Here is a 24,183-nt window from a genome sequence, read left to right on the forward strand (position 1 = left end):
AGAGTAGGACATGAATGGCGTGCACGACATGGGTGGGATGCATGGTTTCGGCGCAGTGGATTCAAGCGATGACGCGCTCTTTCATGCCGACTGGGAGAAACAGATCTTTGCGTTGAACGCGGCAGTCGGCGGGTTGCGTCTATGGAACATAGACCAGTCCCGTTCGATGATGGAAAAATTGCCGCCGGGACAATATCTTTCGAGCAGCTACTTTGCCCGGTTCGCAGCTCGGCTAGAATTTGCCGCACTCGCCCATGGCCTAGTCAGCAGCGAAGAACTGGCACAGGGACGCATGCTTCAACCCGCCAGGGAAGGGCTTCCACAAGTGCAGGCGGAGAGTCTGGCTGCAGCTCTGCAAGCAGGTGGTCCTACGCTTCGTCCGATGGTGGCGCCTGCCCAATACAAAGTGGGCGACATGGTTCGAGCGCGTGAGATGCATCCGGAGAGTCACACTCGGTTACCGCGCTATGTTCGCGGCAAAGTCGGTCGGATTGTGCGCTTACATGGCGTGCATGTATTTCCCGATGCTCGCGTCAAAGGCCTGACTGAGGACCCGCAGTGGTTGTATGTTGTAAGCTTCGATGGGCGCACCCTGTGGGGGGAGGATGCTGATCCACGATCCTCGATACAAGTGGATGCTTGGGAGCCATATTTGGAAAATGCCCCAGAACGCACCGAGGTAGTTCAATAGTACGTGGACTTTCAGTTGAGCCCGACCAATTGACTCAAGCGCTCCACGAGATAACGGATTTCCGCCGTATTTTGACTTCCATGGATCACTTCAGCTGCCTCCTCTTGCTCAGAAAGTCGTTCTAAATTTCCATCGTGCTCATCCGGTTGTGCCTCCAGCGTTCGCTCAAGCTCAACCAATCTTCTGGCATTCTTTGTCATCATCGCCAACATCTTGAAAAAATCAGCACGCTGCTTCACCGAGAAGCCAGTGAAGTAGTTTTCATTTCTTGCTACCGCATCGACAAAGACCTCGCGATACAAAGTTTGCCCTGTCCTGCTGAGAATGAGCGTGACGCCACGGCCATCGGATTCACTGCGCTTGCTGATGACCAACTTGCGCTCGACGAGTTCAGCGACAGTACGACTTGCATAAGCCTTTTCCAATTGCGCCCGAGATGCCAGCTCTTTCATTGACAAAGGCGCAAAGGCGCCCAAGGTTGAAATCGTTCGCCAGTCCTGAATGGTGAGAGCGAATTTGCGTCCGTACCGCAGCGTTGCATTGGCCGAAGTCAAACTTGCCAACGTGTGCAGCCGCCACGTGACCATGTCTGTGATGACTTGATTGCCACTACTCTTTGGTTTCGGTACGGATTCTTTCATGCTTGCCTTAACACTTTGATCATCTTCATGATGTGCCCATGTTCAATTTGCTAGCAAATCGCCACATCGATGTGCGAGGCTCCATATCATTAAAGCACGCGTTCATTGAGTCAGTGCAATCAGCTGGCCCTGTCTCGGTGTACATCATAAGGTGATCCAATCCGTTCCCAGCCTGAACCATCAAACAGAGCTTGTGCCACAGCCAAGAGCCGATCTTCTTCAAATGGCCTCGCAGCAAGTTGCACAGAAAGTGGCATACCGTTTTTATCCAGCCCAACTGGTACGCTCATTGCGGGATGCCCAGTTACGTTGAACATGTTCATCTGAAGCGGCCAGTCTTTTGCGGTGGAGTTTGCGTTGGCAAGTGGAGCGGTGTCCAGTGAAATGGCGGTCAAAAGTGTGTCGTAGTCCATCAATATGCCATTGACAGCAGCGATTAACTCACTGCGCACTCGAAGCGCAGCCATATAGTCGCTAGATGAAACACCCAAACCCATCAATACGCGCGTGATTGTCAAGTCGTCGTAGTCATTCGTCCTGGTCGCCAACAATCGCCGATGAACAGCGTACATTTCGGCGGCGATGATGACACGTCCCACGGCATTGAAAAGGGAAAAGTCCGGCAACACAACGTCCTCAACAATGGCCCCCAAATCTCTAAGCATGCGTATGCTGTTTTCAATTCCTGCGCGTGCGCCCTCGCTGAGACGAGGCGAATCCTCAAAAAACGCACGAGGGACACCTATTTTTCGCCCAGCGACACCTTCAAACAGTGACGCCCGGTAGTCAGGAACGGGCAGGGACACGCTGGCTGCGTCCAAGGCATCGTGTCCAGCCATCACCTGAAGGGCTATCGCGCAGTCTTCGACACTTTTCGTGATGGGGCCACAATGGTCCAGGGACCATGCTAGAGGGAACACCCCTCGCCTAGAAATACGACCATAGGTAGGCTTCAATCCCACCGCACCACACCAGGCCGAGGGACCTCTTATGGAACCACCGGTACAACTACCTGTTGCCACTCTAAGCAGTCCCGATCCGACCGCAGCACCGGACCCCGAAGACGACCCTCCGGTAATATGCCTCAAGTTCCAAGGATTGCGTGCCGGCACGTAAAACGAAGCTTCAGTTGGAACGCCAACCGCAAACTCGTGCGTTTTCAATTTTCCAATCAGCACCGCTCCTCCTGCCCGCATCTGAGAGGCCACATGAGAATCAAGCTTCTTTGCTTCAGTCCCTTGCACCCTGGAACAGCAAGTGGTCGGCAATCCCTTTGCATCAAATATGTCTTTTAATCCGTATGCAATCCCCTGCATTGGACCTCTGTCAATACCTTGAGAAAAGTCGCAGTCAGCAGCACGAGCAGAATTGAGCGCGCCGTCTTTGTCCACCAGAACAAACGCACGAAGTTCTGGTTCATAGCGCTCAATTCGTGACAACACCTGCTCCGTCAGTTCTACTGAAGTGACGGCACCGGTCCGCAGTGCCATACCCAGCTTGGCCACCGAAGCGCCGGCATATTCGTATGCTCGGGTCATATCGGGAGTCGAATCGAAAACAAGCGCTGTATCAGCGAAGGCTCTGCAGCGTCTGTCATGGCGGAGTTCACCGCCGCGACATGGGTTCGAAGCAGGGACAGCTCCTCTTCAACTTTGGCAATCAGGTGCGACGGGATGTCGACCCCATCGCGACGGGCCAGCAGAAAGAATTCAGGATATGAACTCTCCATAATCTCAATGTCCTGGGACATACAATTGCTCTTCGACGATTGATGGAATGTAATGTCGCTACGGCATCATGGACTGACAATAGACGTCAACTGGATCTTTGTTTGAAACAACCCTTGCTCGTTCATCACATCATGAAGCCATTCCAGGTTCTGCGGTTTTACTTGAGTTGTCAAGTTGGCCAGAGGCATATCCGCGACCACTTCCGCGCTGATCTTCAAGTTCTTTGAAATCGATGCACGGGCCTCTGCCTCATGGGCTCGTGCATATGCGCCCCCTTCTTCCAAGGCCGCCCGGAAAGCGGGCAGAATGGCTGCATTTGCCTTGGCCCATTTCTGCGTAGCAGAGTATGCAGAAATCATGACACCCTTGGGCGCGCTATCGAACAACATACCTAGCTTGACACCTGTTTTTTCCCGAACAAGGCGTGCATACTGGGGATCAGCCATGACAGTTGCATCAATTTGACCGCTCTTGAGCAAGTCCGATGCCTGTGTCAGATTGGCTTCGACATAGTTAACCTTGCTTGGATCCACACCTTGGGCTTTTAGCCAACGCTTGCTCATAATGTCCATGGATGTGCCAAGACCCGGTACCGCGAATTTCTTCCCGACCAAGTCTCTGGCGCTGGCTATTTTTCTCTCCGGGCGTACCATGATGCAGATATTCGATGCCATCGGTGTAACTAACGCACCGGACACGATTGTGAATGGCAAATCGCCGTCGACAGCTTGCAAAACCGAGACTACTCCAGTGAGCATCACGTCAATCGAGCCCGACATTACCGCTGCGGTGGCTGCTGGTGAACTGGGCATAACAGAGATTTCCGCATTGATGCCACGTTTGCTGAAGTAGCCTAGGTCTTTGGCCAAAAAAAGCGCCACGGCATCAGATGCCGGTCCATAGCCCACGCGAATGGTGACCGGCGAAGGCGTTTGTGCACTTGCAGAGGTTAGCGTCAAGACGGATACTGCAACAGCAATCATCCGTAAGAAGTTTTTGCGTTTCATGATTTAGTCCTGATTGGTGGTTAGCGAGTCAATGCGGCTTCTTCCAGCGAAGCAAACGTTGTTCTGCAAGGGTGAGAATTCCTGCGGTTACATAGCCAATTCCCGCCAGCAATAGCAAGCCGGCAAAGAGATCCCCGGCTCGATAGCGTCGTCCAGCCATGAGAATCCACTGACCAAGCCCGTCGCGACTGGAAAGCATCTCACACACAACTGCAAGTACAAGCGCAACGGTCAAACTCAACCGCATACCTGCAAGAACGTCGGGTAATGCGCTGGGCAGCGCGATTTTGAATATCTGCGCGATGCGACTTAATCCGAGTATTCTGCTAACTTCATAAAGTCTTGGTGTGACCGCACTGACTCCGTGGGCCGTTGCCAACAGGGTGGGCCACAATGCTCCGAAGGCAATCACGGAAAGCGCCATGGCGTCACTCAAGCCAAACAGCGCAATTGCAACTGGTATGACTGCAGACGCTGGTAAAGGCCGCAATATCTCGAGTGTGGGTTGCAAGTACTTTCGGAGTACTGCTGAGGACCCAATCAGCGCACCAAGCAAAATTCCAACAAAAGAAGACAATAGCCAGCCAGTCGCCATTCGCTCTACTGTCCCCAGCATCATGACCAGCAGCTTCCCTTCAGCGATGCCACGATGCAACGCAGTCCAGGTTTTGATTGGACTTGGAAAAAAGGCGCCAGGAATCGCGCCACTGTCTGCGGCGCCCTGCCACAACAGAACCATTAGACCAGCCATTGAGAAGCTCAACAGCACCCAACCGATGCGCTTCTTGAAAGTCATCTGAGCTCCCACTTTTCGAAGAGCAAGCGTTGGGCAGTCGATGTGACTTGACTCAAGCACCAACCTGTTACACCAATCCATACAAGAAATGCGAGCATCAATGCAGGTTGCATTCCTTGCTGCGCATTAAGCATTCCGTAACCTAACCCGATGGGATTGGCAACGATCTCGGTCGTCACCGCAACAATGAGTGCAAAGCCAATTGCGAGTCGAAAGGCCACAAACAGCCTGGGAAGTATGGAAGGCAGTATGATCTTAAAGACGGTAGCACCAAATCCCAAATTGAGTACACGCGTGACTTCCAGAAGCTGTGGCTCTACGGCCACGACAGCTGCACGCGCAAGGATCAATGTGGGCCAGATCGCGGTAAAAGCCACAACAGTTATTTCAAGTGAATAGCCAACTCCTACAATCATCATTCCTATAGGAATGAGTGCAACAGAGGGAATGGGGCGTATACACTCGATGGATACCTTCATCAGAAGGTCGACTGACTGAAATAGGCCTAAAACAATACCACTTATCAGTCCAATGCTTCCTCCGATAAAGAGTCCTACCATCGCGGAAAGCAAGGTATCCATGGTAGCTTTGAGCAAGGATCCGTCTATCAGTGCGCCGTAAAGAGCAGCGAACACTGCAGACGGCGGCGCTAATGTAAAGCTTCCTTCGTGAAAGTTCCGCATGACAAACTCATCTACAACTATCAACACGATGGGCAACAGGCTGGCTGCGCCCATCCCTATTAGTTTGCTTTGAATGGAATGGTTCACTTCGCCACCTCAGCTCCCAGCACAAAGTCAAATAGCTCACGGCGAAGCCGCAAAAATTCGGGATGCTCCCTTGTCGCCATTTGCTCCCTGGGAAATGGGAGACCCACCGGAAAAATGTTCGCTATACGCCCGGGATGAGGCAGCAGTCCGACGACACGATCTCCAAGGTAAATTGCTTCTTCAAGATCGTGTGTCACGAAGAATACCGTCGCTCCAGTGGAAGCGACGATTCCGAGCAACTCATCTTGTAGAACTTGACGGGTCATTGCGTCCAACGCACCGAATGGCTCATCCATTAATAGAACCTTGGGTTCCTGCGCGAGGCAACGTGCAATTTGCAAGCGTTGTTGCATGCCCCCAGACATTTGAGAAGGGAACTTGTCTGCGTGCGCGGAAAGCCCCAGTTTCTCCAGCAGAGAACTAATTCTTCCACTGCGTTCACTTTTCGGCATACCAGCCGCTTCGAGTACCAATGCGACATTCCCAGCAGCCGTTCTCCATGGCAAAAGCGCTTTGGCATAGTCTTGAAACACAACAGCTACATCGTTTCTCGGGCCATCCATGGCCTTTCCATCGTACACAATATGCCCATTTGTAGAGGGCACCAGGCCAGCCAGAAGACGAAGAAGCGTTGTCTTTCCGGAGCCAGATGGCCCCACCACGCAGACGATCTCCCCTTTTTTGATGGTGAGACTGATACCTTCCAATATTGACTTTCCGCCTAGCGTGCAGTCAATGCTCTGCAGTCGAATCAGGGTGGCAGGCTCGGCAGAAGCGGACGAAGCCTTAAACCCTGAAGAGATCAAGTTGGAACTAAGTGTTGCAGTATTCATGCGAATTCATTCGTTGCATTCAATGCATTGTTAGGTGCTAGGTGATAAATCCGGTAAATCTCGGAGTCCTCTAAAAGCGACTTGGAGTATCCAAAAATGAAACCTACTTTAGATGCCATAAACAACAAACTAATCCTGTTAGACACCTATTTGACCACGCAATTGCCATGCCAGCCATACGCAGTCGGAAAGTGAACAATTCACTTCAAGATGCACCAGAATAGACTGGTTGCACTTTGTGCGTGCATACACCGCGCTCAAATATGCACGAGCGACATTCACTCTCTAGATTGAAAGTCTTCTGGCTGAAGCTCAATTGGCAAGCCGTGTGGAGTCCGATGAGTGGCACGCATCCATGCGTCGTGGTACTTGAGCAGTCCAGCGTTGTCTGTGAGGTCTTTTTTTTGGCAGATTCTCTCCAGCGCGGATAACCAATGCATATAGTATGTGTCGCCGCGATCTGGGTCCCCGCACGCACGCGCCCCGCGAATCTGCGCACCGAGTGTTTGGGCCCACTCATCCCAAGTGAACAAGCCTTTCTCGTGCAATGCCAAAGTCAACGCAAAGGCTGTCGCTTGCCATGGTTCCGAAAATATGACTCCATCATCCTTATCCAGTGGAAGCCCCTCGCTTGCAGCTATCGCCTCGGCTGTACGTGAATCAATTGCGGATGTCGATATCATGCTTGTACCTCTGGAGCCTGTGGCAGGCCAGTACCGATCATTGAGTTGCGTGTCACCCATTCAACCAAATCTTCTTCTGCCAAACCCTTGGATTCTTCAGGCTGCATCGGCAAAACCATATAACGCATCTCCGACGTGGAATCCCACACACGCACATTGGTCTCCTGGGGAAATCGTAAACCAAATTCGCTAAGTACGCCGCGTGGGTCAAGCACTACCCGTGACCGATACGCAAACGACTTGTACCATGCGGGCGGTAGTCCTAGGACGGGCCACGGATAACAGGAACAAAGTGTACAAACCACTACGTTGTGCTCTTCAGGTGTATTTTCCAGCACAACCATGTGCTCACCTTGCCTACCACGAAATCCCAGCGAAGCGATCGCCGCAGTACCATCTTCCAATAGCCAACGCCGATAGTCGGGGTCGGTCCACGCCCGGGCGACAACTTGCGCCCCATTGCGAGGCCCTATACGTTTCTCATACGTATCGATCAACAATTCAAGTGCTGCCGGTTCAACATAACCTTTTTCAATGAACAACGTCTGTAAAGTCCTCACGCGAATCTCTACGTCGCTAAGGTGCGATCGACTGGCATCGTCGTGGTCGTGGTCGTGGTCGTGGTCGTGGTCGTGGTCGTGGTCGTGGTCGTGGTCGTGGTCGTGGTCGTTAGACATTTTGTGAAAGCCTCGCTTATGTAGTTAAATGAGCGTTAGCCCAAGGAATATGGTTACGCAGATCCGATGACTCGCACATCATTTTCCGCCCACGATAGCGATACCTTGTCGCCTTCTTCAAAGACGCCATTGGCACGGCTGTTCTGTATAGCCAGTACGCGACCATTCAGAAGCTTTACCCGGTAGCGAACGACGGAACCAAGGTAAACCCGTCCAACAATTTCGCCTACCGCTGCACCGGGTACGTCAGGAGCACCGAGACGGATAGATTCCGCACGCAACATGATTTCGGAAACCTGAGAGCCTGCACTCTTAGTATCGGCGGGCAGCATGATCGCCATTCCATCTTCCGTCGTGAATACGTTTTTTCCCGATTGACGGCTGAGCTCCCCACGCATCACATTGCCAGCCCCGAAAAAGTTTGCGACAAAGGTGTTTGCTGGATTTCTATATATATGCTCTGGCGAACCTACCTGTTCGATCCGACCTGCATTGAATACGGCGATGCGATCTGAAAGCGACATTGCTTCTTCCTGATCATGCGTCACCATTACGGTAGTGATTCCCAAAGTACGATGAAGTTGGCGCAATTCGAACTGTAGATCTTCTCGCAAATTCTTATCAAGCGCCCCAAGAGGTTCATCGAGCAGCAATATGGATGGCTTAAATACTGTCGCACGAGCAAGCGCCACGCGCTGCTGTTGTCCGCCCGATAGTTGCGCGGGTTTTCGATCAGCATAGTTTTGCAACTTCACCATCTCAAGTGCCTTGAGAACCTCCTTGCGGATGGCCTCTGGCGCCTTACCCCGTACTCGGAGTGGGAACGCCACATTGTCAAACACCGTCATATGTGGGAACAACGCATAGCTCTGAAACACCAGTCCGATATTACGTCCACTGGATGGTACATGCGTCAAATCACGCCCGCCGATGACAATATTTCCTTGGTCTGGATTATCCAAACCTGCAATCATTGTCAACAATGTGGTCTTGCCCGAGCCACTTGGACCGAGCAGTGTCAGGAACTCGCCTTGTTCCACATGGAGGTCAATAGTGTTGAGCGCGGTGACGTTTCCATACCGCTTTGAAATGCCCTGGATTGCAATGCTTGCCATGATGTCTTGAATAGGGTTGTACGAATGCCTAGTGAACCGGCGCGCCAGAAGACTGACGAGAAAAGCGTGCTGTGATAAGCATCAAAGCGACGCTACCAAAAATCAGAATGGAAGCAACGGCAGTAATCGTTGGATCGATCTGCTGCGCCAGTTCACTGAACATTTTTTTGGTAATAGTTACATGATTTCCGGCTAGGAAGTAGGTTAAAACCACTTCATCAAAGCTCACGATGAAAGCGAATATCCAGGCAACCAGCAAGGAAGGATAGATGTTGGGTATCACTACCGAAGCCAACACGCGTGACCATGATGCACCAAGGGTACGCGCACTTTGTTCGATGCGTACGTCCAAAGCACGCACAGCACCACCAACGACACTCAGAACAAAAGGCATTGCTACGAGCATGTGCCCTATGACCAAACCACTGAAAGTACCCAACACACCAATCTTGGAGAACGCAAAGTAAAGCGCGATGGCAGTAATGATGTGTGGAATGATCATCGGGGCCATGAAGTTGGCATCGAGCAAGAGGGCTCCCCTTATACGACTGCGAGCCAGACCATAGGCGGAGAGCGAGCCTAGTAGCAGAGCGAGCCCACTTGAAACCACCGCTAATTGCAGCGAAGTGACCAGTGCCTCGATCCAGACTGGACTGTTGAAAAATGCCTGGTACCAACGCAGCGAAAGTCCTTCAGGTGGGAACTGCAAGGTGCTCTTGTCAGAGAACGACATCGGGATCGTGATGAGAATCGGTGTGATCAAAAAGAGCAGGATGCATAGTCCACAGAAGGCGATCAGCATTCTGGAGAAGCGTTCCATGTTTGTTCTGTACATCATGAGCGTTGCGGCATTGCTGCCTGTAGAAGCAGCTTGTATGCTACGTAAAGGACCAGGGTAACTAACAATAGGATGCTTGACAGAACTGCAGCAGTCTGCCAGTCAGAAGTACCGTTAATAAGCGCATCCAGCACGGTTGCAATCATCGGCACGCGGTTACCCCCCAGAATGGCGGGAGTGACAAAGAACCCCAGCGTGAGGATGAAAACAAGCATTGCTCCCGCCGCGAGTGCTGGCCTGGTCTGTGGAAAAAAGACTTGCCAGAAAATGCGCCATTCACCTGCACCTAACGAACGCGCAGCCTGAGGCAACCGCCTGTCCAAGCCTTTCATAGCGGCGTACAGCGGGAGCACCACCAGGGGCAATAGCAGGTTGACCGTACCAATCAAAATGCCGGGTTCGTTATAAATAAATGCGACGGGCCCGTCTGTTATCCCCCACTTGGTAAGAAGACGGTTCACGATGCCATTGTTGCCGAGTACGACAATCCATGCATAGGTTCGAACAAGTATGCTGATCCAGAAAGACAGTGCAACCAGAGCCAACACGGACAGCTGCAGCCTTAGGGAGCGTGTGGTGTAAATCCAGTAAGCAAGTGCGTAACCCAGTACGGCGCACAATATTGCCGAGAAAAAGGCCATCTGAAGAGTCTTCAGAATGACCGTCAGATATATTGGCGTTTCGAAAAAGCTCTTCAAAGGACCGAATGTGCCGGCGTCGCCGCCAAAGCTCATTGTGAGCATGCGCAGTACCGGCATATCGAAAGCGATCACGGTGAATGCCAACAGGGGCAGCAAATAGCCCCATGCCCTGTGTTTGTTGAGCCATCGGGCCAAGATCACATCCCCAGTTTAAATTGCTGCCAACGCTTCTCGACTTGCGGCGCGACCGCTTGCCATTCCTTGGCATTTGCCACAAATTGCAGGTTTGCATTTCCCGCAGTGGTCGGATAAGTCGACAGTTTTTCTGCTGGTATCAGTTTGTCCAAATCAAGGCTGGATCCGGCATAGGGCAGTCGTTGCATGGCTGCAACCTGATTTTCAGATTCCGTCAGCTCATGGAAAAATTTCATGACTGCTGTCTTTTGTTCAGGCGATATTCCTTTGGGAATACCAAACCAAGACAACTCAAGATAACCTTGTTTGTATGTGTATGCAATATCGGGTTTATCGAAGACGCGACCGTTATATGTCATGCCATACACAACCTCTTTGTCTGTAAGTAGCTGTGCCGACTGCCCGGCTGATGTCCACCAAACAGAAATACTTGGACGAATCTTGCGTAAGCTTGTAAAGGCACGGTCTAGGTCGAGAGGATAGAGCTTGTCCATCGGCACACCATCGGCCAACAATGCTACGGGAATGACGATCGATGGATTGTCAGGGAGCGTGCGTTTGCCAGGAAAATCCTTGACGTTCCAGAAGTCCGCCCAACTATTCAAAGGTTTGACTTCCTTGCGCCACGCCATTACTCCTGAAGCGTAGGACCAGCCGATAGCGTACGGATCACGTGCGCCTGCACGAATGGGCTTTGGGTCAATTGCCGACCAGTCCAAGGGTTCCAGCAGGTTTTCTGCTTTCGCTTGTGCCAGCCAGCCATCCGTCAGTAGAACGGCCTGCAGAGTGATGTTTCCGGATGCGACCATTGCCTTAATTTTTCCCAATGATGCGGGGTTTTCACGAAGCACTTTGACTCCTGACTTCCGCTGAAACGGCTCGATATAGGCGGCTTGTACCATATCGCCGGCAACGCCACCCATCTCAAGGAGACGAATCTCCTTAACAGGTTCCGCTGCCGCAGGCCCCATGAGAGCAAGTGCTGCACCACACGACAATGCGAGCCCGGTGAATAGTGAATATGCAGATTTCATATTGTTTTCCTTAGTTAGGGTCAGTTGAAGATGGGACTTGGACATAGAGAAATTGCACTTGCAAGGTCAGTGGACATCACATACCAAGCTTGAACTGTTGCCAACGCTTTTCGACCTGTGATGAAACCTTCTGCCACTCTGGCGCGTTGGCCAGGAACTGCACACTGGCGTTGCCCGCTGTGGTCGGAAATGCCGCCAGCTTATCTGGGGGAAGCAATTTGTCGAGTTCCGGGCTGGAGCCAGCGTAGGGTATTTTTTGCATGGCGACTACTTGGTTTTCAGGAACCGTCAGCTCATGAAAGAACTTCATGACTGCGGCTTTCTGAGCGGGCGACGTTCCCTTTGGTACGCCAAACCAGGAGAGCACCAAATAGCCCTGTTTGTAGGTAAAGGCAATGTCGGGCTTGTCATTGATGCGACCGTTATAGGTCATACCATATACAACCTCCTTATCTTCAAGCAGTTGCGCCGATTGGCCAGCGGAAGTCCACCATACTGAAATGTGCGGACGAATCTTGCGTAAACTGGCAAACGCACGCTCCAGATCCAAGGGATAGAGCTTGTCAATCGAAACCCCATCGGCAAGTAGCGCCACGGGAACAGCGATAGAAGGGTCGTCGGGAAGGCTGCGCTTACCAGGGAAATCCTTGACGTTCCAGAAGTCGGCCCAACTATTCATGGGTTTTACTTCCTTGCGCCAAGCCAGTACGGCGGATGCATAAGACCAACCGATTGCATAGGGATCACGTGCGCCTGGAAGAATAGGCTTGGGGTCAATCGCGGTCCAATCTAGTGGCTCCAGCAGGTTTTCGGCTTTTGCCTGAGCCAACCAGCCGTCGGTCAACAACATGGCTTGCGAAGTGATATTGCCTGAAGTGACCATCGCCTTGATCTTGCCCAGCGAAGCCGGATTTTCACGGACGACTCTGATTCCGGTCTTGCGTTCGAAAGGATCGATGTACGCCGCCTGAACTGTTTCACCTGAGATGCCACCCATTTCCAAAAGCCGGAACTCTTTTATGGGTTGCGCCACGGCGTGCGGTAATGTCACCAACGTTGCCAGTAGTGTCAGGGCGATATATGCAAATAATGAGTGAATCAGCTTCATGATTGCTTCCTTTGTGAGTCTTTGCAGGAATACACTGCGACGTGACCACTAGAGTGAAAACTTCCGGTGCTTCGTTTACCCCAGTGGCGGCGGGGCAAAAAGCGCCCAACCTGCAACGTCTTCATACGTCGCTGCGGCGCCATATAGCTGTGCCTCGCCCCAACGACGACCGACCAACTGAACACCTAACGGCAGACCGTTGTGACTGCGTCCACACATGATGGAAAGTGCAGGATGGCCACTGAGGTTAAATGGCACCCTGGATTGCCGCGGATGGGTAAAGTCAATGGCCTCTTGGTCATCGAGTCGGCAGGCCGGGTCCATGGTGCAAGCTGTAATAAGCAGATCAACCTTCGAGAAGCAATCCTCAATGGTATGAGCGAGCTCGGCACGTCTGCGATTGGCATTTACGTACTCGTCTGCCGACAGGTATAGGCCGGGCAACAGACGCTGGCGTGTCAGTGGGGCGTACGCTTCAGGTCGCTCAGATAGCCAACGTTTATGTATGGCCGCGCCCTCTGCGGCCATGATGACCCGTGTCACGCTCAGGTATTCATCCAACAGGGGTAACTGAACATCGTAAGCTGTTGCACCAGCGTCCACCAATGTGCGCACGGTCGAGTGAATTGCCGAAATCACTTCGGGATGGGCCACCGTATCATGCTCGAAGAAATGCCGGATGACCCCTATGCGCAGACCACGCACACCTTGCGCCAGACATCTGGAGTAGTCGCGATCCCGGTTCGGATGGTCTGCAATTGCATTTAATAAAATCGCGTTGTCATGCACAGTGCGTGTCAGCGGCCCTACAACGTCAAGCGAATACGACAATGGGAATACGCCGGAAGTACTGACGAGTCCATTGGTTGGCTTGAGGCCAACGACGCCACAGTGACTGGCGGGCAACCGAATAGAACCACCCGTGTCAGTTCCGATGGCGGCTGGCAGCATGCGCGCCGCTACTGCGGCAGCAGAACCTGAAGACGAACCACCGGGATGATGAGCGGGATTCCAAGGGTTTCTTGCAGGAGGAAACGGCAAATCCGCAGTTGGACCTCCGATAGCAAATTCCCAGGTAGCGGTTTTACCAGCGAAAAGAGCACCGGCCTGCCGCAGGCTGGCTACCACATCGGCATCCTGCTTTGCCACCTGATCAAGCATGAGCTTCGAGTGGCAGGTGGTTGGCAGTCCCTTCATGTCGATTACGTCTTTGATAGCAACAGGGATGCCATGCAACGGCGAACGCGGGCCACTATGAGCCATCTCTTTTTCAGCGTCGCGTGCCTGACGCCTGAGATCTTCATGTTGAAGCAGGATGAAGGCGTTGAGCGTGGGCTCTTGCTGCTCTATACGCGCGACGAGCGCATCGACATATTCCACAGGTGATAGTTGCCGGTCCTTGAAGGCAACAGCCACCTCATGTAAGTCAAGATTGTGCAATTCACTCATGGCGCGACTTCGGTTTCTGAAACAATGCTTTGCGTAAATGGTGCGACCGAAGCGGCATAGGGAACGGTGTAGCCGTCAGCTAGCTGCCGAGCGGCATCTTTGGCACTCCATGTCTCCTGTCGACGTCTGGAAACCTCCTCCGTGGTGATCGCCGGTGTGCCAATTGCTTTGCGGAGCGACACACTGTCGTCTACTACGGCAGCACAACGCTGCTTTGCAGATTCAGCGTGGTCAAGGGAGGAAAAGTCAAAGATCTGCAAGAAGGCCAGCTCAGGCCTGAATATTTCGAACGGCGGACGCTGTATAAATGCGCGGTAGCGCATACACCCCGACATTTCTGCCAGCAATGAGGTGCCATCCTGAGGATCAGCGTCGGTTTGCACTACCAGCCAGGCGGCCGTTGGCATACTAGGGTCGGTCTCAACCGCGCGATCAACAGTCTTGCGGTAGTTACCACGCCGCCGCTGTTCGCCAAACAAAGTACGAATTCGGCGCGTCCAAGGTGTTGCATTTCCTATCATGTGTTTGAAAGCGGCGCCACTCTCTACCTGATCATCAGCGCACTCAAACATCGCCATGTAGCGCAATGGATGCGTCGGATCGACGCCTCTACGCACACTATTGATTCCGGGTAAGGACGCGATTTCAAGAACGTGCTCACTTTCATACCATGCGTGCAATTCTTCGTCATACCTTTCGGCGACGTTCATCCAAACGACAATGAGTCCGTCATTCAGCAACATGGCAGCATTTTCTTTCGTAGCATTTGATCAGGTGCAAATGGTTTAACTTCACTGCATGGCCAATCAAATTGCCTAAATGCAGTTACCTATCTCAGTCCCCAACGTTCACACCATCTTTAAGACCGATGTGTGAAATAGTACTTCCAAACACTGGAATTCAGGCATGGGGAATTGAGATGGGGTCATCTGGTTTTACGCTAACCAGACGAAATAGGGTCATCGCGCTGCAGCAAAGCGCCGCACGGCGCTACCCCTTTACAACGAATTGACCAATGACATTGGCCAACGGCCATCACTTTTTAATTGGTTAACCGTACGCTCTACAAGGTCGGCCAAAGCGCTGATAGCGTCGTCATTGTTCTTTGGCAACCACTTTAAAGCGGTGAGCGGCCTCTGACTAATCGGACTGATTTCACGCGCCCACAAGTCACCTTGCAACCACTCGCGATAGAAGCTAGACAACAACATGACCGAATGGCACCCGGTCCGCCCGATGAGTGCAAGTGTCTGGGGCAGCGAATCAACTTCATACTTGATTCGCAAGGAAATGTCGCGCAGCCTTGCCTCGTCCTCGATCAAATTGCGCAAAGTCAGTCGCGAGCTGGGCAGTATCAGATCATGCGTACTCAGTTCGAGCAGCGTTACCGTAGGCTCCTCAAACGCCCTCTTCTGAAGGGAAGTTGATGGTGGCGAGACAAGAAATAAACGCTCCTCGCGAAGCACACGCTGCATCTCGTTTCCCTTGGGTGCAAGCGACCTGAAGACAACAGCTAAGTCGACTTCACCCGACTGAATCATGCGATCGAGGTCAGTTGTTAGCGCCTCCATCACATGAAGACTCAGGTTGGGCATATGCTTCTCCACCATGTCGAGTAGCGGAACCATGAGAACACGGCTGTAAGTACCAGAAAGTCCGATGCGGACGGTCGCACGCACGTCATTGGACGGCACGCACCGAAGGTCTTGCACGGCAACATTTACTTGGGCAAGTATTTGGGTTGCGTGCTGAACAAGCCGCTCTCCACTGGGCGTCACATCCACGCCCTGAGGACTCCGCACGAGCAAGCGGCAACCGAGTTCATCTTCCAGGTTTTTTATTTGCGTGCTGAGCGCGCTTTGGGCAACAAACAGACTTTCGGACGCACGACTGAAGCTGCCATGCTCGACGATGGCAAGAAAGTAGCGAAGTTGTCGTAGATCCATTTGGTAAAATTATGAAGAAACTGATATTGCAACACTTGCGTCTACAGTAATCAAAGGGTAGCAGGTAGTTACTGTCACTCAAATGGCGAAGATTCGACGTTTCACAAAGCAGTCCGCCTGATTATCGTTGATGCCTTTTTCTGCGCAACCCACGGATCTACCGCTCATTCAAAGCATACCGCGTAGCCATATAGACAGAATCCGTTCTCGTCGCCCCGTTCAACGATAGCCGAGCAGACATCGAACTACGCAATCGATCTGCGCGTGACTGGGGGGTGAATGAGCCAACGGGATGAAGACTTTCTGCTGTCATATGCGTTCCTTGGCCACGAACTTCCGCACGACCGTGTAGCCGTCGGCGTACTGATGCTCGTCGCCCAGACGCTCCAAATTGCACTTGGCCATATGCCTCTGTTTCTTGAGAACATCCCGGTCGTCTTGCAGAGATTTGATCAATGATTCCAACGAAGGCACTAAGTTTGGGTGCGACCGGTCGCGCATTACGCTAGTAACCCAGCGGCACTGCGTGATTGACCATCTCGGATACCGTGTTGCGGCTAATGTCAACTATCTTGCCGCCGCGCGCTCATGGATTCGGACTGGTACCCAACTACAACGCCAGCTGGCTCCCTTTTACTCCGTCATCCACATCTTCAAGTTGCCCGCCTAATTTGAAGATGGAAACTAACTGCTCCAACCGCTGCGCTTGTTCGTGCATAGTAGAGGAGGCGGCCGCTGACTGCTCCACTAGAGCCGCATTTTGTTGGGTCATTTGATCAAGGTAGGTTACTGATTGATTTACTTGACCAATTTCATCTCGCTGCGAAAAACTGGAAGTCGATATTTCGTCAATTAGTCTACTCACATGCTTCACACTACCTACAATCTCCCCCATTGTTTTACCAGCAAGTTCCACTTGGTGTGAACCTGCCTCCACCATCTGCACGGACATATCAATCAAGGCCCCTATTTCCTTCGCAGCTTCAGCGGATCGGCTAGCCAAGCTACGCACTTCGCTTGCGACAACTGAAAAGCCCCGACCCTGCTCGCCTGCACGTGCGGCCTCCACGGCAGCATTTAGCGCCAAGATGTTCGTCTGAAAGGCAATGCTGTTAATGGTGCCAACAATTGCAGATATCTTGCCAGAAAATTCAGAAATATGCTTCATGTTAGTTACCACCTGTTCGACTACTTTGCCGCCGCGGGCTGCAATCTCCGCTGAATTCATGGCGATCTTGTTAGCATGATCGGCTATGTGAGCTAATTGGTTAACGGTGCTAGTGAGCTGCTCTACGTTGGTTGCAGTTTGCTGCAATTTGGATGCCGTTTTTTCAGTGCGCGCTGACAAATTATGATTACCTGCAGCTATCTCGCTGGCTCCAATTAAAACCGATTTAACCCCCATACGCACGTCGACTACTAACCCCTTCAGATTTGAACTCATAAGAGATAAAGCGCGCACAAGGTCACCGCACTCATCTTGCCGATCATCGTGAATGTCATACGTTAAATCACCAGACGCGATGCTCTCGGCCATATCCACGCAACGCATCAATGGCCTCGTGATGTCCCGTACAAGCAAAGCGACCATAAGTATGCTAATAATGAGCACTATTGCCACACTTACAACGGCCATGATTTTGACGTTGTCACGAATTTTCTGAAAATTATGCATCGCCATATCGCGCTGCTTCTGCTGCAAGGCAATGTATTCGTCGATGCTTTGATAATACGCCGGCAATCGAGGCTGGTTATTAGCAATCATTTTTTCCAATGCTGCCCTATCCTCCGCCGTACGCGCATTCTTGAGAATTTCCTTTTGAAGAAAAGCTATATCAGCACGCAACTCGTTCACTCGATTATCAAATTTTTGTGCCAATATTTCATCAGTCGTGGTGACACTGGCAGATGCCATAGTACCAGCCAAGCGCGCCAACCCATACCAACGCAGCGCAACATTAATCGCTTCTTCACTATTGTGAATTTGCAATTCCGCCAATTCTGTTACTTGCGTAGATCGAATTTGCGTCCATATCAAAACAGCTACGATAAGCAGCAATTGTCCAAAAACAAGCACCCACAACTTTGTTGAAAACCGTAAACTCATGATCCGCATATGACGATATTATCTATGCAAATATACTTTATATTAATGCAAGGACTTCGTATTGGCGAATACCATTTTGTGGTTCGCAAAAAATCGGAAATTTATTGAAATGAATAAGAAATCTTCCATGCCACACCCGATTCATATATCTTGCAAACTGTCAAGACCATTTTTTGCAAATTGACTGGTCAAACCAATTTAAAGCTGCACGACTCGATCACTAAGAATTCCAAACCATTGCAGCAGTAATTTCCCATCATTACGTGCGCGCTCCAATATCATATTTCCCTAACGCATTCTTCCTCCATTTGCAAAAATCCAGACAAAAGGCAGCGCCAAGAGAAATTCATTTAAATACAAGCATATAAACCCCTATGCATCACATCTTCTATATTTAAATATTAGCAAGAGGTTAGCTCGTTCACAAATGAAATTTCTGCGAATAAATCAGAGCTGCCGTTCAACAACACTCTGGGGAAACATTATTCACCTTTCTGCGATATGACAACCAGTAAAACCTCGAAACTTACAATGTGTCAATGGCGCGGATCGCAAAGTCTACCCAAACCGAATACTCTTTACTTGCTTGCATCTTCGCAATCATATTGTTTGATTTGTTCCGTACAATGAAATTTAGCCAAGTAATTCAGGTGAAACTTGGATCAGCTTGGACCCAACCGACTTCAATATGCCCATTTAAAATGCCATCGATTGGACCACTTGCTAATGTGTGCACATGTAAGTCGGGTTGTGTATGCTAGTCATCATGCGCTCCCAACCATTCGGATTCAGTCGCAATAAGAACTACGAGGCGAAGAAATGGGCACTTTAGCGCCCAATCAGCGAGCGGCCAAGCTGTAGAACTGCTGTGCGGCGGATGAGACGGCCCTCGGGGCAGCACAACTGCCCCTTCTTAATCATGTGCATGATCTCGATACTAGTGATTATCTTGGCCGCTGACCTGAACGACTTGAATCCGAGTACGGGTCGGGTCCTGCGTTTTATTGCTCTGTGGCCCTGCTCCACGAGATTGTTCAAGTATTTGGGCTGTCGTAACTCGATGAATAAGCGAGTGTCGGCAATCACGCCATGAACAGCGGCAGTGCTGGCGCCGCTTTTGTCGATCGTGATCCTGTCTGGTACGTCATACAGATTGATCGCGTGCTCCAAGAAGCGGTGCGCTGCAGACTAATCACGCCGGGCCGTGAGCAGGAAGTCCACGGTCTGGCCGAACTTGTCAACAGCTCGATACAGATACTTCCACTGCCATCCTACCTGAATGTAGGTCTCATCGACTCACCAAGTCGAGCCCACGGGATGCTTGCGGTGGCGAAGGACTTGGGCAAGCGCAGGTAAGATCTTTAACGCCCAACGGTGAATAGTAGCCGTGATCCACTGCTACCCAGCGCTCGACCATCATTTCCTCCAGATGTCGCAGGCTCCATGAGTGGGCCGGACACCAGCGCACGCACACCAGCATGATCTCAAGCGGGAAATGCAGCCGCTCGATTACCGTACGACGAGTCGAATTCTGGAGTTGGACTCGCAGCGCACTCTTCGGCAAATCCTAGCCCAACGCCTTATTGCGACAGAACCCTCTGGAGCGTGTCAGAATCGCGACTCACTTCGGTTAATGCGACAAAGGAGCACAGGGATGGACTTGAGACAACTTCGCTATTTCGTCACCGTAGCGGAAGAGCTCAATTTCAGCCGGGCGGCCGTGCGCCTGCACATGAGCCAACCTCCCCTCTCGCATCAAATCAAGATGTTGGAGGAGGAGCTTGGCGTCATCCTGCTGGCGCGCAATCGCAGGGAAGTCAAACTGACCGAGGCCGGGCGTGCCTTCTTGAAAGACTGTCGGCAATTGCTGGACCAGGCACAAGCGGCTTCCAATCGTGCCCGTCAGGTCGCAGGAGGAACCTATGGCGCCTTGCGCATCGGCATGGCCACATCTGCCATCGACCATGTCATGCCAACCCTACTGGCAGTCATGCGCCAGCACCTGGGTTCTGCGCAAGTAGTGATTGTTGACATGGGATCGAAGGACCAAATCCAGGCCTTGGCGCAGGACCGTATTGACCTGGGCGTATTGCACGCTAGCGCCGTGATACCTGAGTTTTCGCATTTCAATGTCTATACGGACGAATTCGCCATCATCCTTCCCGCCAATCATCCGCTGGGGAGCAAGGAAGAGCTCAGCCTGCGAGACCTCGCGGAAGAGCCCATGGTGACGTTCTCCCGTGAACATCGCTCGGTCTTGTTCGACACATTGGTCGCAGCCTGCATGAACGCCGGCTTCAGTCCGCGCCTGACCCACGTGGCGCGGCACCCCTTGAGCCTGATCCAGATGGTCCGATGCGGCCTAGGCGTCTCCGTGGTCTCCAGGGCCTATGCCAACACCATGTCTGAAGGCATCCTGGTACGACCTTTGCAGGACTCCTCGGGAGCCATGCAACTGGATGCGGTATGGCGCGAGCAGAACTCCTCGCCCTTGCTGCGACTGGTGACCACCGAGGTGCTGCCCAACCTGCGCGACACACTGGCAGCCAGACTCCTCGCTACGCCGCTGCAGGGGGCGTAAGTCCGTACTGCGCCAAGACCGCACGTGCCGGGCTGCTGCTCAGGTAATCGACAAACGAAGCGGCATTCTGCGATTTCAGCCCTGAGGCAGTCAACGCGGCCCCTACCACTACCGGGCTCTGCAAGGACTCCGGCAGCGGCCCCAGCACACGGAGTTGCGGTTGCCCCAACAATTCGCACAGCAGTTGTATGCCGATTGCGTCGGGACGGGCAGCCAGGCATCCCTCCAGTGCACCCACCGGCACCCAGTGCAGTCGCGGTGCCAGATCGGTCAAGCCGAGAGCGGGCAGTACATTGCCGACAAAATGCCTGCCGCTGTTGCCCTCTGTAACGACAATCTGTTGCGCGGCCAGCAAGGCAGCACGAAGACACCTGACATCTTGGATGTCCGGGTTGGCGGCGGCCTGCTTGCTGAGCGCAACACCGACCCCTGCCCTGAACACTTCGCGCAAGGAATGCGCGGCCACCCGGTTCGCCCGGGCATGCAGATCTAGCGTTGCCCATGGCAGCAGCACGACATCAAATGCCTTGCCATCCAGCAACCAAGCCTGTATGGAAGGATCCGATCCATAGGCCTGGGCCATGTGCCATTCCATGCGAGCCCGACCAAACGGGTCCCACTGTCTGGCGACGTCTGCCAGTGCGGCACCGAAGGCTGTCGGTGTCGCAATCTTCATGGCGACCTATGGAGGTTAGGCAACAAGTTTCAGCAAATGTTCTGTCAACACTTTGGGATTATCGATCATGGGATCATGCCCACACCCATCCATGACCACGGTTTTCCACGAATCATCCGCACTACATTTCGCCAGCGAAGCATCAAACAACGGTTGCGGAAACAGCGGCGTGCGGATGTAGAGCTTTTGCGCCACCCTCTCCAGTGCACCGGTCAGTTCCACCGGATCCATGGAAACCCCGATGGGCTGAGGAGTGATCTTCGAGTCCAGCCAGCGTGCATCTTCGGCGTTCTGCACCTTGAGCGCAGTGCTACTGGGGCCGGGACGTGACACCTCTCCGTTTGACTGTGCCTGCAACACCGCCGCCTTTTGGTTTTCGTTAAGCAGGTCAAAGCCCCGTTGCCCGTTTTCCGGCAGAAAAGCGTCTACATATGCAATGGCTCCTATCTGAGAGGCGACTTTCTCAGCGACAGCGCTGATTACCCAGCCCGCATAGGAATGACCCACCAGAACGGCACACTCCAGCCCTTCCCAGTGAAAGAGATTGACGATGTCCTGGACGTGGGTCTGCAGGCGAATGGATTCGCTCATCAGATGTGAGCGATCAGCCAGGCCAGTCAAGGAAGGGGCATAGACCCGATGGCCTCGATGGGTCAGCTCGGTGGCAACCTTCTGCCACGCCCAGCCACCATGACCAGAACCAGCTACCAGTACAAAAGGGGATTTCGTGTTGTTCACGTATTAGCTCCATGCGATGAAATTAGTTGAAATGGATTGGCCATCAAAACCAAGCCTTGACCCCTGTTCACTAAAACCGGGGCTTGCCCGTCCGATTGCGCCGACCAGGGGAGGTTGAATGGCAGGCGGCCAGTGATGTCATGTCGCCCCTGCAACAACTCAAACAGCAGCGTCTGCTGCAGACCGAAATGCAGAACGATTGCCTCACAGTGAGGGGCAACGGCCGAAAGATCGGCTGGGCGCTCCATGTACACGCAAGCGATGGTCGGCAGCCTGCGCGCTATGCCGGCCAGATGCATCAGGTCCTCATGCTCCTGCGCCCATGCAGTGGAACCCTCGCGGTACCGGCCCCCGAAGAAGTGCTGGGGATGCAGCAGCTCGAAGGGAGGTGACAAGCCCACGACGGCAAACTGCGCCTCTTCCGGTGTGGCAACAACCGTCAGGCCGGCCGCCTGTGCAGCCTGCGCGTCCAGCTGATGCAGATAGACACGGGTACTGCTGCGCAGTGGCAGCACCGCCTCTTGGTTTTTGACCACTACCACGGACCGGCACTGGGCGTCCAGAGCGACCGACTGAGTCGCGTGGCTACCGATGGCCTGCGCGGTTTCGTGCAAATCCACGAATGGGTTTTCAAAGAGCCCCACGGCAAACAGCAGTTGCAACACGCGCTCAGCGGCTCTGTCGATATCCGAAGACGCCAGCAAGCCTTGTCGGACTGCGTGCAGGATGGGTTGAGGATCGTCCACACCACCGAACTGATCCACCCCAGCGAGTATTGCCTTGGCAAATCGCTCAGACCTGGACAGGTGCTCCACGCCCCAAGGCATGGCAATGTCTTGGTGACCGGGGCGGCTTCCGGTGGGCGCGCCAAGGCGGCAGGCATCACTGCAATCATCCGTGATGTGCCAATCCGACAGTACCATGCCCGTAAATGCAAAGCGCCCTCGCAGCAGTTCGCCGATGAGCTGGCGATTGAAGCCCATGCCCACACGTTCAACGGCGCCATGGACGCCCTGTATCTGCAGCCCTTCGGGCACCACTCCGTAGGCGGGCATGACCGCCGCTACACCTTCGGCAAATGCCCCTTGGAAAGCGGTGATGTGATCTTCCACCGTGCCGCTGTCCACGCTCAAGTGTCTGCCGTAGTGGTTGTGGGCATCAAAGCCGTCAGCAAGGGTTGCGCCATAGCCCACCCAATGCTTCACCACTGCGGCCACGCTGCCCGAAGTCGGTCCGTCGGATCCACCCTGCATCCCGTGCACATAAGCACCCACGTGCGCCTGAACCCGTGCAGGATCACTGCCAAAGGTTCCATTGCAACGGTGCCAGCGTGGATTGAGCGCCAGATCGGCCATCGGCGACAACGCCATGCGTATCCCGACGGCTAGGTATTCCTTGCGAACACATTCGGCAAACCGCCGAGTCAGCTGAGGACTGTCCGCTGCACCGAAGCCCGCCATGTCCGGCCACTTGGAGAAGTCACCGGCAGCCACACTGACACCATGCACATGGCCAAAATGATTGCGGGGATCGCTGGAAATCAGCAGGGGGATGCCCAACCGCCCCTGCTCGGCAAGGGCCTGGGCGTCATTAGCCTGAGCCGCCAGCTCCGCTGCGCCCCCCTGAAGACGATTGAGCATGGCACGCACATGACGCACCAGCAGCAAATCCCGCAGATGATCGGAACTCCAGCGTGTGCCTGCACCCGGAATCGCAGACTCCCCCTCAGCTTTCGGGTTGGCATGCAAGAGCAGGCCAACCTTTTCCTCTAACGTCATGCGTTGCAAAAGGTCCTGGGCACGCTCCGCAGGGCTGAGACGCCAGTCTTCATAAGGATCCAACTGACCATTGCCGTTGTGATCCTTGAAGGTCAGACCATCGGCATGCAGCAGCCGAAGTTTACGGGTACGAAGTTCCGGCTGCATCT

Annotated in this window: 23 protein-coding genes and 1 pseudogene; 2 read left to right on the forward strand and 22 right to left on the reverse strand. The window is 53.1% G+C overall.

The genetic code is table 11. The annotated features are described in order from the left end of the window. Nucleotides 1–10: 10 nt before the first annotated feature. On the forward strand, nucleotides 11–691 hold the full coding sequence (nthB, locus tag AC1RMF_RS16420; protein ID WP_493142787.1) for a nitrile hydratase subunit beta: 681 nt from the start codon (nucleotides 11–13) through the stop codon (nucleotides 689–691). 11 nt (nucleotides 692–702) lie between these two features. Here the strand turns inward: nthB and AC1RMF_RS16425 are convergent, their stop codons facing one another. From AC1RMF_RS16425 to AC1RMF_RS16515, 19 genes and pseudogenes are all read right to left on the reverse strand, one after another. Continuing rightward, the gene (locus tag AC1RMF_RS16425) at nucleotides 703–1,332 is read right to left on the reverse strand and encodes a MarR family winged helix-turn-helix transcriptional regulator (RefSeq protein ID WP_493142788.1); all 630 of its coding nucleotides are present in this window, start codon (nucleotides 1,330–1,332) and stop codon (nucleotides 703–705) included. Nucleotides 1,333–1,451: 119 nt separating this feature from the next. Then, nucleotides 1,452–2,870, reverse strand: a complete 1,419-nt coding sequence (locus AC1RMF_RS16430) for an amidase (protein ID WP_493142789.1) — start codon at nucleotides 2,868–2,870, stop codon at nucleotides 1,452–1,454. Next, the gene (locus AC1RMF_RS16435) at nucleotides 2,867–3,082 is read right to left on the reverse strand and encodes a hypothetical protein (RefSeq protein ID WP_493142791.1); all 216 of its coding nucleotides are present in this window, start codon (nucleotides 3,080–3,082) and stop codon (nucleotides 2,867–2,869) included. The genes AC1RMF_RS16430 and AC1RMF_RS16435 overlap by 4 nt, the downstream gene beginning before the upstream one ends. Before the next feature lie 45 nt (nucleotides 3,083–3,127). Beyond that, nucleotides 3,128–4,069: an ABC transporter substrate-binding protein gene (locus AC1RMF_RS16440; protein ID WP_493142792.1), complete on the reverse strand. Its 942-nt coding sequence runs from the start codon at nucleotides 4,067–4,069 to the stop codon at nucleotides 3,128–3,130. 28 nt (nucleotides 4,070–4,097) lie between these two features. Next, nucleotides 4,098–4,865, reverse strand: coding sequence for an ABC transporter permease (locus AC1RMF_RS16445; RefSeq protein WP_493142794.1), 768 nt, complete (start codon nucleotides 4,863–4,865; stop codon nucleotides 4,098–4,100). Next, the gene (locus AC1RMF_RS16450; RefSeq protein WP_493142796.1) at nucleotides 4,862–5,635 is read right to left on the reverse strand and encodes an ABC transporter permease; all 774 of its coding nucleotides are present in this window, start codon (nucleotides 5,633–5,635) and stop codon (nucleotides 4,862–4,864) included. Before AC1RMF_RS16450 ends, AC1RMF_RS16445 begins: the two co-directional genes overlap by 4 nt. After that, the gene (locus AC1RMF_RS16455; protein WP_493142798.1) at nucleotides 5,632–6,468 is read right to left on the reverse strand and encodes an ABC transporter ATP-binding protein; all 837 of its coding nucleotides are present in this window, start codon (nucleotides 6,466–6,468) and stop codon (nucleotides 5,632–5,634) included. Before AC1RMF_RS16455 ends, AC1RMF_RS16450 begins: the two co-directional genes overlap by 4 nt. Nucleotides 6,469–6,746: 278 nt before the next feature. Beyond that, nucleotides 6,747–7,211 (reverse strand): nitrile hydratase accessory protein, encoded by a 465-nt coding sequence (locus AC1RMF_RS16460; protein WP_493142800.1) that lies wholly within the window; start codon nucleotides 7,209–7,211, stop codon nucleotides 6,747–6,749. Beyond that, the gene (gene nthA / locus AC1RMF_RS16465; RefSeq protein ID WP_493142802.1) at nucleotides 7,148–7,828 is read right to left on the reverse strand and encodes a nitrile hydratase subunit alpha; all 681 of its coding nucleotides are present in this window, start codon (nucleotides 7,826–7,828) and stop codon (nucleotides 7,148–7,150) included. Before nthA ends, AC1RMF_RS16460 begins: the two co-directional genes overlap by 64 nt. A 53-nt stretch (nucleotides 7,829–7,881) precedes the next feature. Next, nucleotides 7,882–8,943 (reverse strand): ABC transporter ATP-binding protein, encoded by a 1,062-nt coding sequence (locus tag AC1RMF_RS16470; protein ID WP_493142804.1) that lies wholly within the window; start codon nucleotides 8,941–8,943, stop codon nucleotides 7,882–7,884. Nucleotides 8,944–8,971: 28 nt separating this feature from the next. Then, entirely contained in the window at nucleotides 8,972–9,763 is a 792-nt protein-coding gene (locus tag AC1RMF_RS16475) for an ABC transporter permease (protein ID WP_493142806.1), read from the reverse strand. Nucleotides 9,764–9,777: 14 nt separating this feature from the next. Then, on the reverse strand, nucleotides 9,778–10,617 hold the full coding sequence (locus AC1RMF_RS16480) for an ABC transporter permease (protein ID WP_493142807.1): 840 nt from the start codon (nucleotides 10,615–10,617) through the stop codon (nucleotides 9,778–9,780). 2 nt (nucleotides 10,618–10,619) lie between these two features. Continuing rightward, a complete protein-coding gene (locus tag AC1RMF_RS16485) occupies nucleotides 10,620–11,651 on the reverse strand; it encodes an extracellular solute-binding protein (RefSeq protein WP_493142809.1) in 1,032 nt (343 codons plus the stop codon). A 76-nt stretch (nucleotides 11,652–11,727) separates the two neighbouring features. Beyond that, on the reverse strand, nucleotides 11,728–12,759 hold the full coding sequence (locus tag AC1RMF_RS16490; RefSeq protein ID WP_493142811.1) for an extracellular solute-binding protein: 1,032 nt from the start codon (nucleotides 12,757–12,759) through the stop codon (nucleotides 11,728–11,730). Nucleotides 12,760–12,834: 75 nt separating this feature from the next. Then, a complete protein-coding gene (locus AC1RMF_RS16495; protein ID WP_493142812.1) occupies nucleotides 12,835–14,208 on the reverse strand; it encodes an amidase in 1,374 nt (457 codons plus the stop codon). Further along, nucleotides 14,205–14,951, reverse strand: a complete 747-nt coding sequence (locus tag AC1RMF_RS16500) for a hypothetical protein (protein ID WP_493142814.1) — start codon at nucleotides 14,949–14,951, stop codon at nucleotides 14,205–14,207. The genes AC1RMF_RS16495 and AC1RMF_RS16500 overlap by 4 nt, the downstream gene beginning before the upstream one ends. A gap of 255 nt (nucleotides 14,952–15,206) precedes the next feature. Further along, nucleotides 15,207–16,154 (reverse strand): LysR family transcriptional regulator, encoded by a 948-nt coding sequence (locus AC1RMF_RS16505; protein ID WP_493142816.1) that lies wholly within the window; start codon nucleotides 16,152–16,154, stop codon nucleotides 15,207–15,209. A gap of 610 nt (nucleotides 16,155–16,764) precedes the next feature. After that, entirely contained in the window at nucleotides 16,765–18,261 is a 1,497-nt protein-coding gene (locus AC1RMF_RS16510) for a methyl-accepting chemotaxis protein (RefSeq protein ID WP_493142818.1), read from the reverse strand. Between the two features lie 839 nt (nucleotides 18,262–19,100). After that, nucleotides 19,101–19,741 (reverse strand): annotated as a pseudogene (locus AC1RMF_RS16515) (IS6 family transposase). Between the two features lie 174 nt (nucleotides 19,742–19,915). Between AC1RMF_RS16515 and AC1RMF_RS16520 the strand changes: the two are divergent. Next, on the forward strand, nucleotides 19,916–20,842 hold the full coding sequence (locus AC1RMF_RS16520; protein WP_493142819.1) for a LysR substrate-binding domain-containing protein: 927 nt from the start codon (nucleotides 19,916–19,918) through the stop codon (nucleotides 20,840–20,842). Here the strand turns inward: AC1RMF_RS16520 and AC1RMF_RS16525 are convergent. From AC1RMF_RS16525 to AC1RMF_RS16535, 3 genes are read right to left on the reverse strand one after another with little or no spacing between them, the layout of a single operon-like run. Beyond that, nucleotides 20,820–21,518 carry a substrate-binding domain-containing protein gene (locus AC1RMF_RS16525; protein WP_493142821.1) on the reverse strand — a complete coding sequence of 233 codons (699 nt, stop codon included), beginning with the start codon at nucleotides 21,516–21,518 and terminating at the stop codon, nucleotides 20,820–20,822. The two genes, AC1RMF_RS16520 and AC1RMF_RS16525, sit on opposite strands and share 23 nt — an antisense overlap. Nucleotides 21,519–21,533: 15 nt before the next feature. Next, entirely contained in the window at nucleotides 21,534–22,256 is a 723-nt protein-coding gene (locus AC1RMF_RS16530) for an alpha/beta fold hydrolase (protein ID WP_493142823.1), read from the reverse strand. After that, nucleotides 22,253–24,181, reverse strand: coding sequence for a glycoside hydrolase family 3 protein (locus AC1RMF_RS16535; protein ID WP_493142824.1), 1,929 nt, complete (start codon nucleotides 24,179–24,181; stop codon nucleotides 22,253–22,255). The genes AC1RMF_RS16530 and AC1RMF_RS16535 overlap by 4 nt, the downstream gene beginning before the upstream one ends. Nucleotides 24,182–24,183: the final 2 nt, after the last annotated feature.

Source organism: Rhodoferax sp. GW822-FHT04A08, assembly GCF_058801025.1.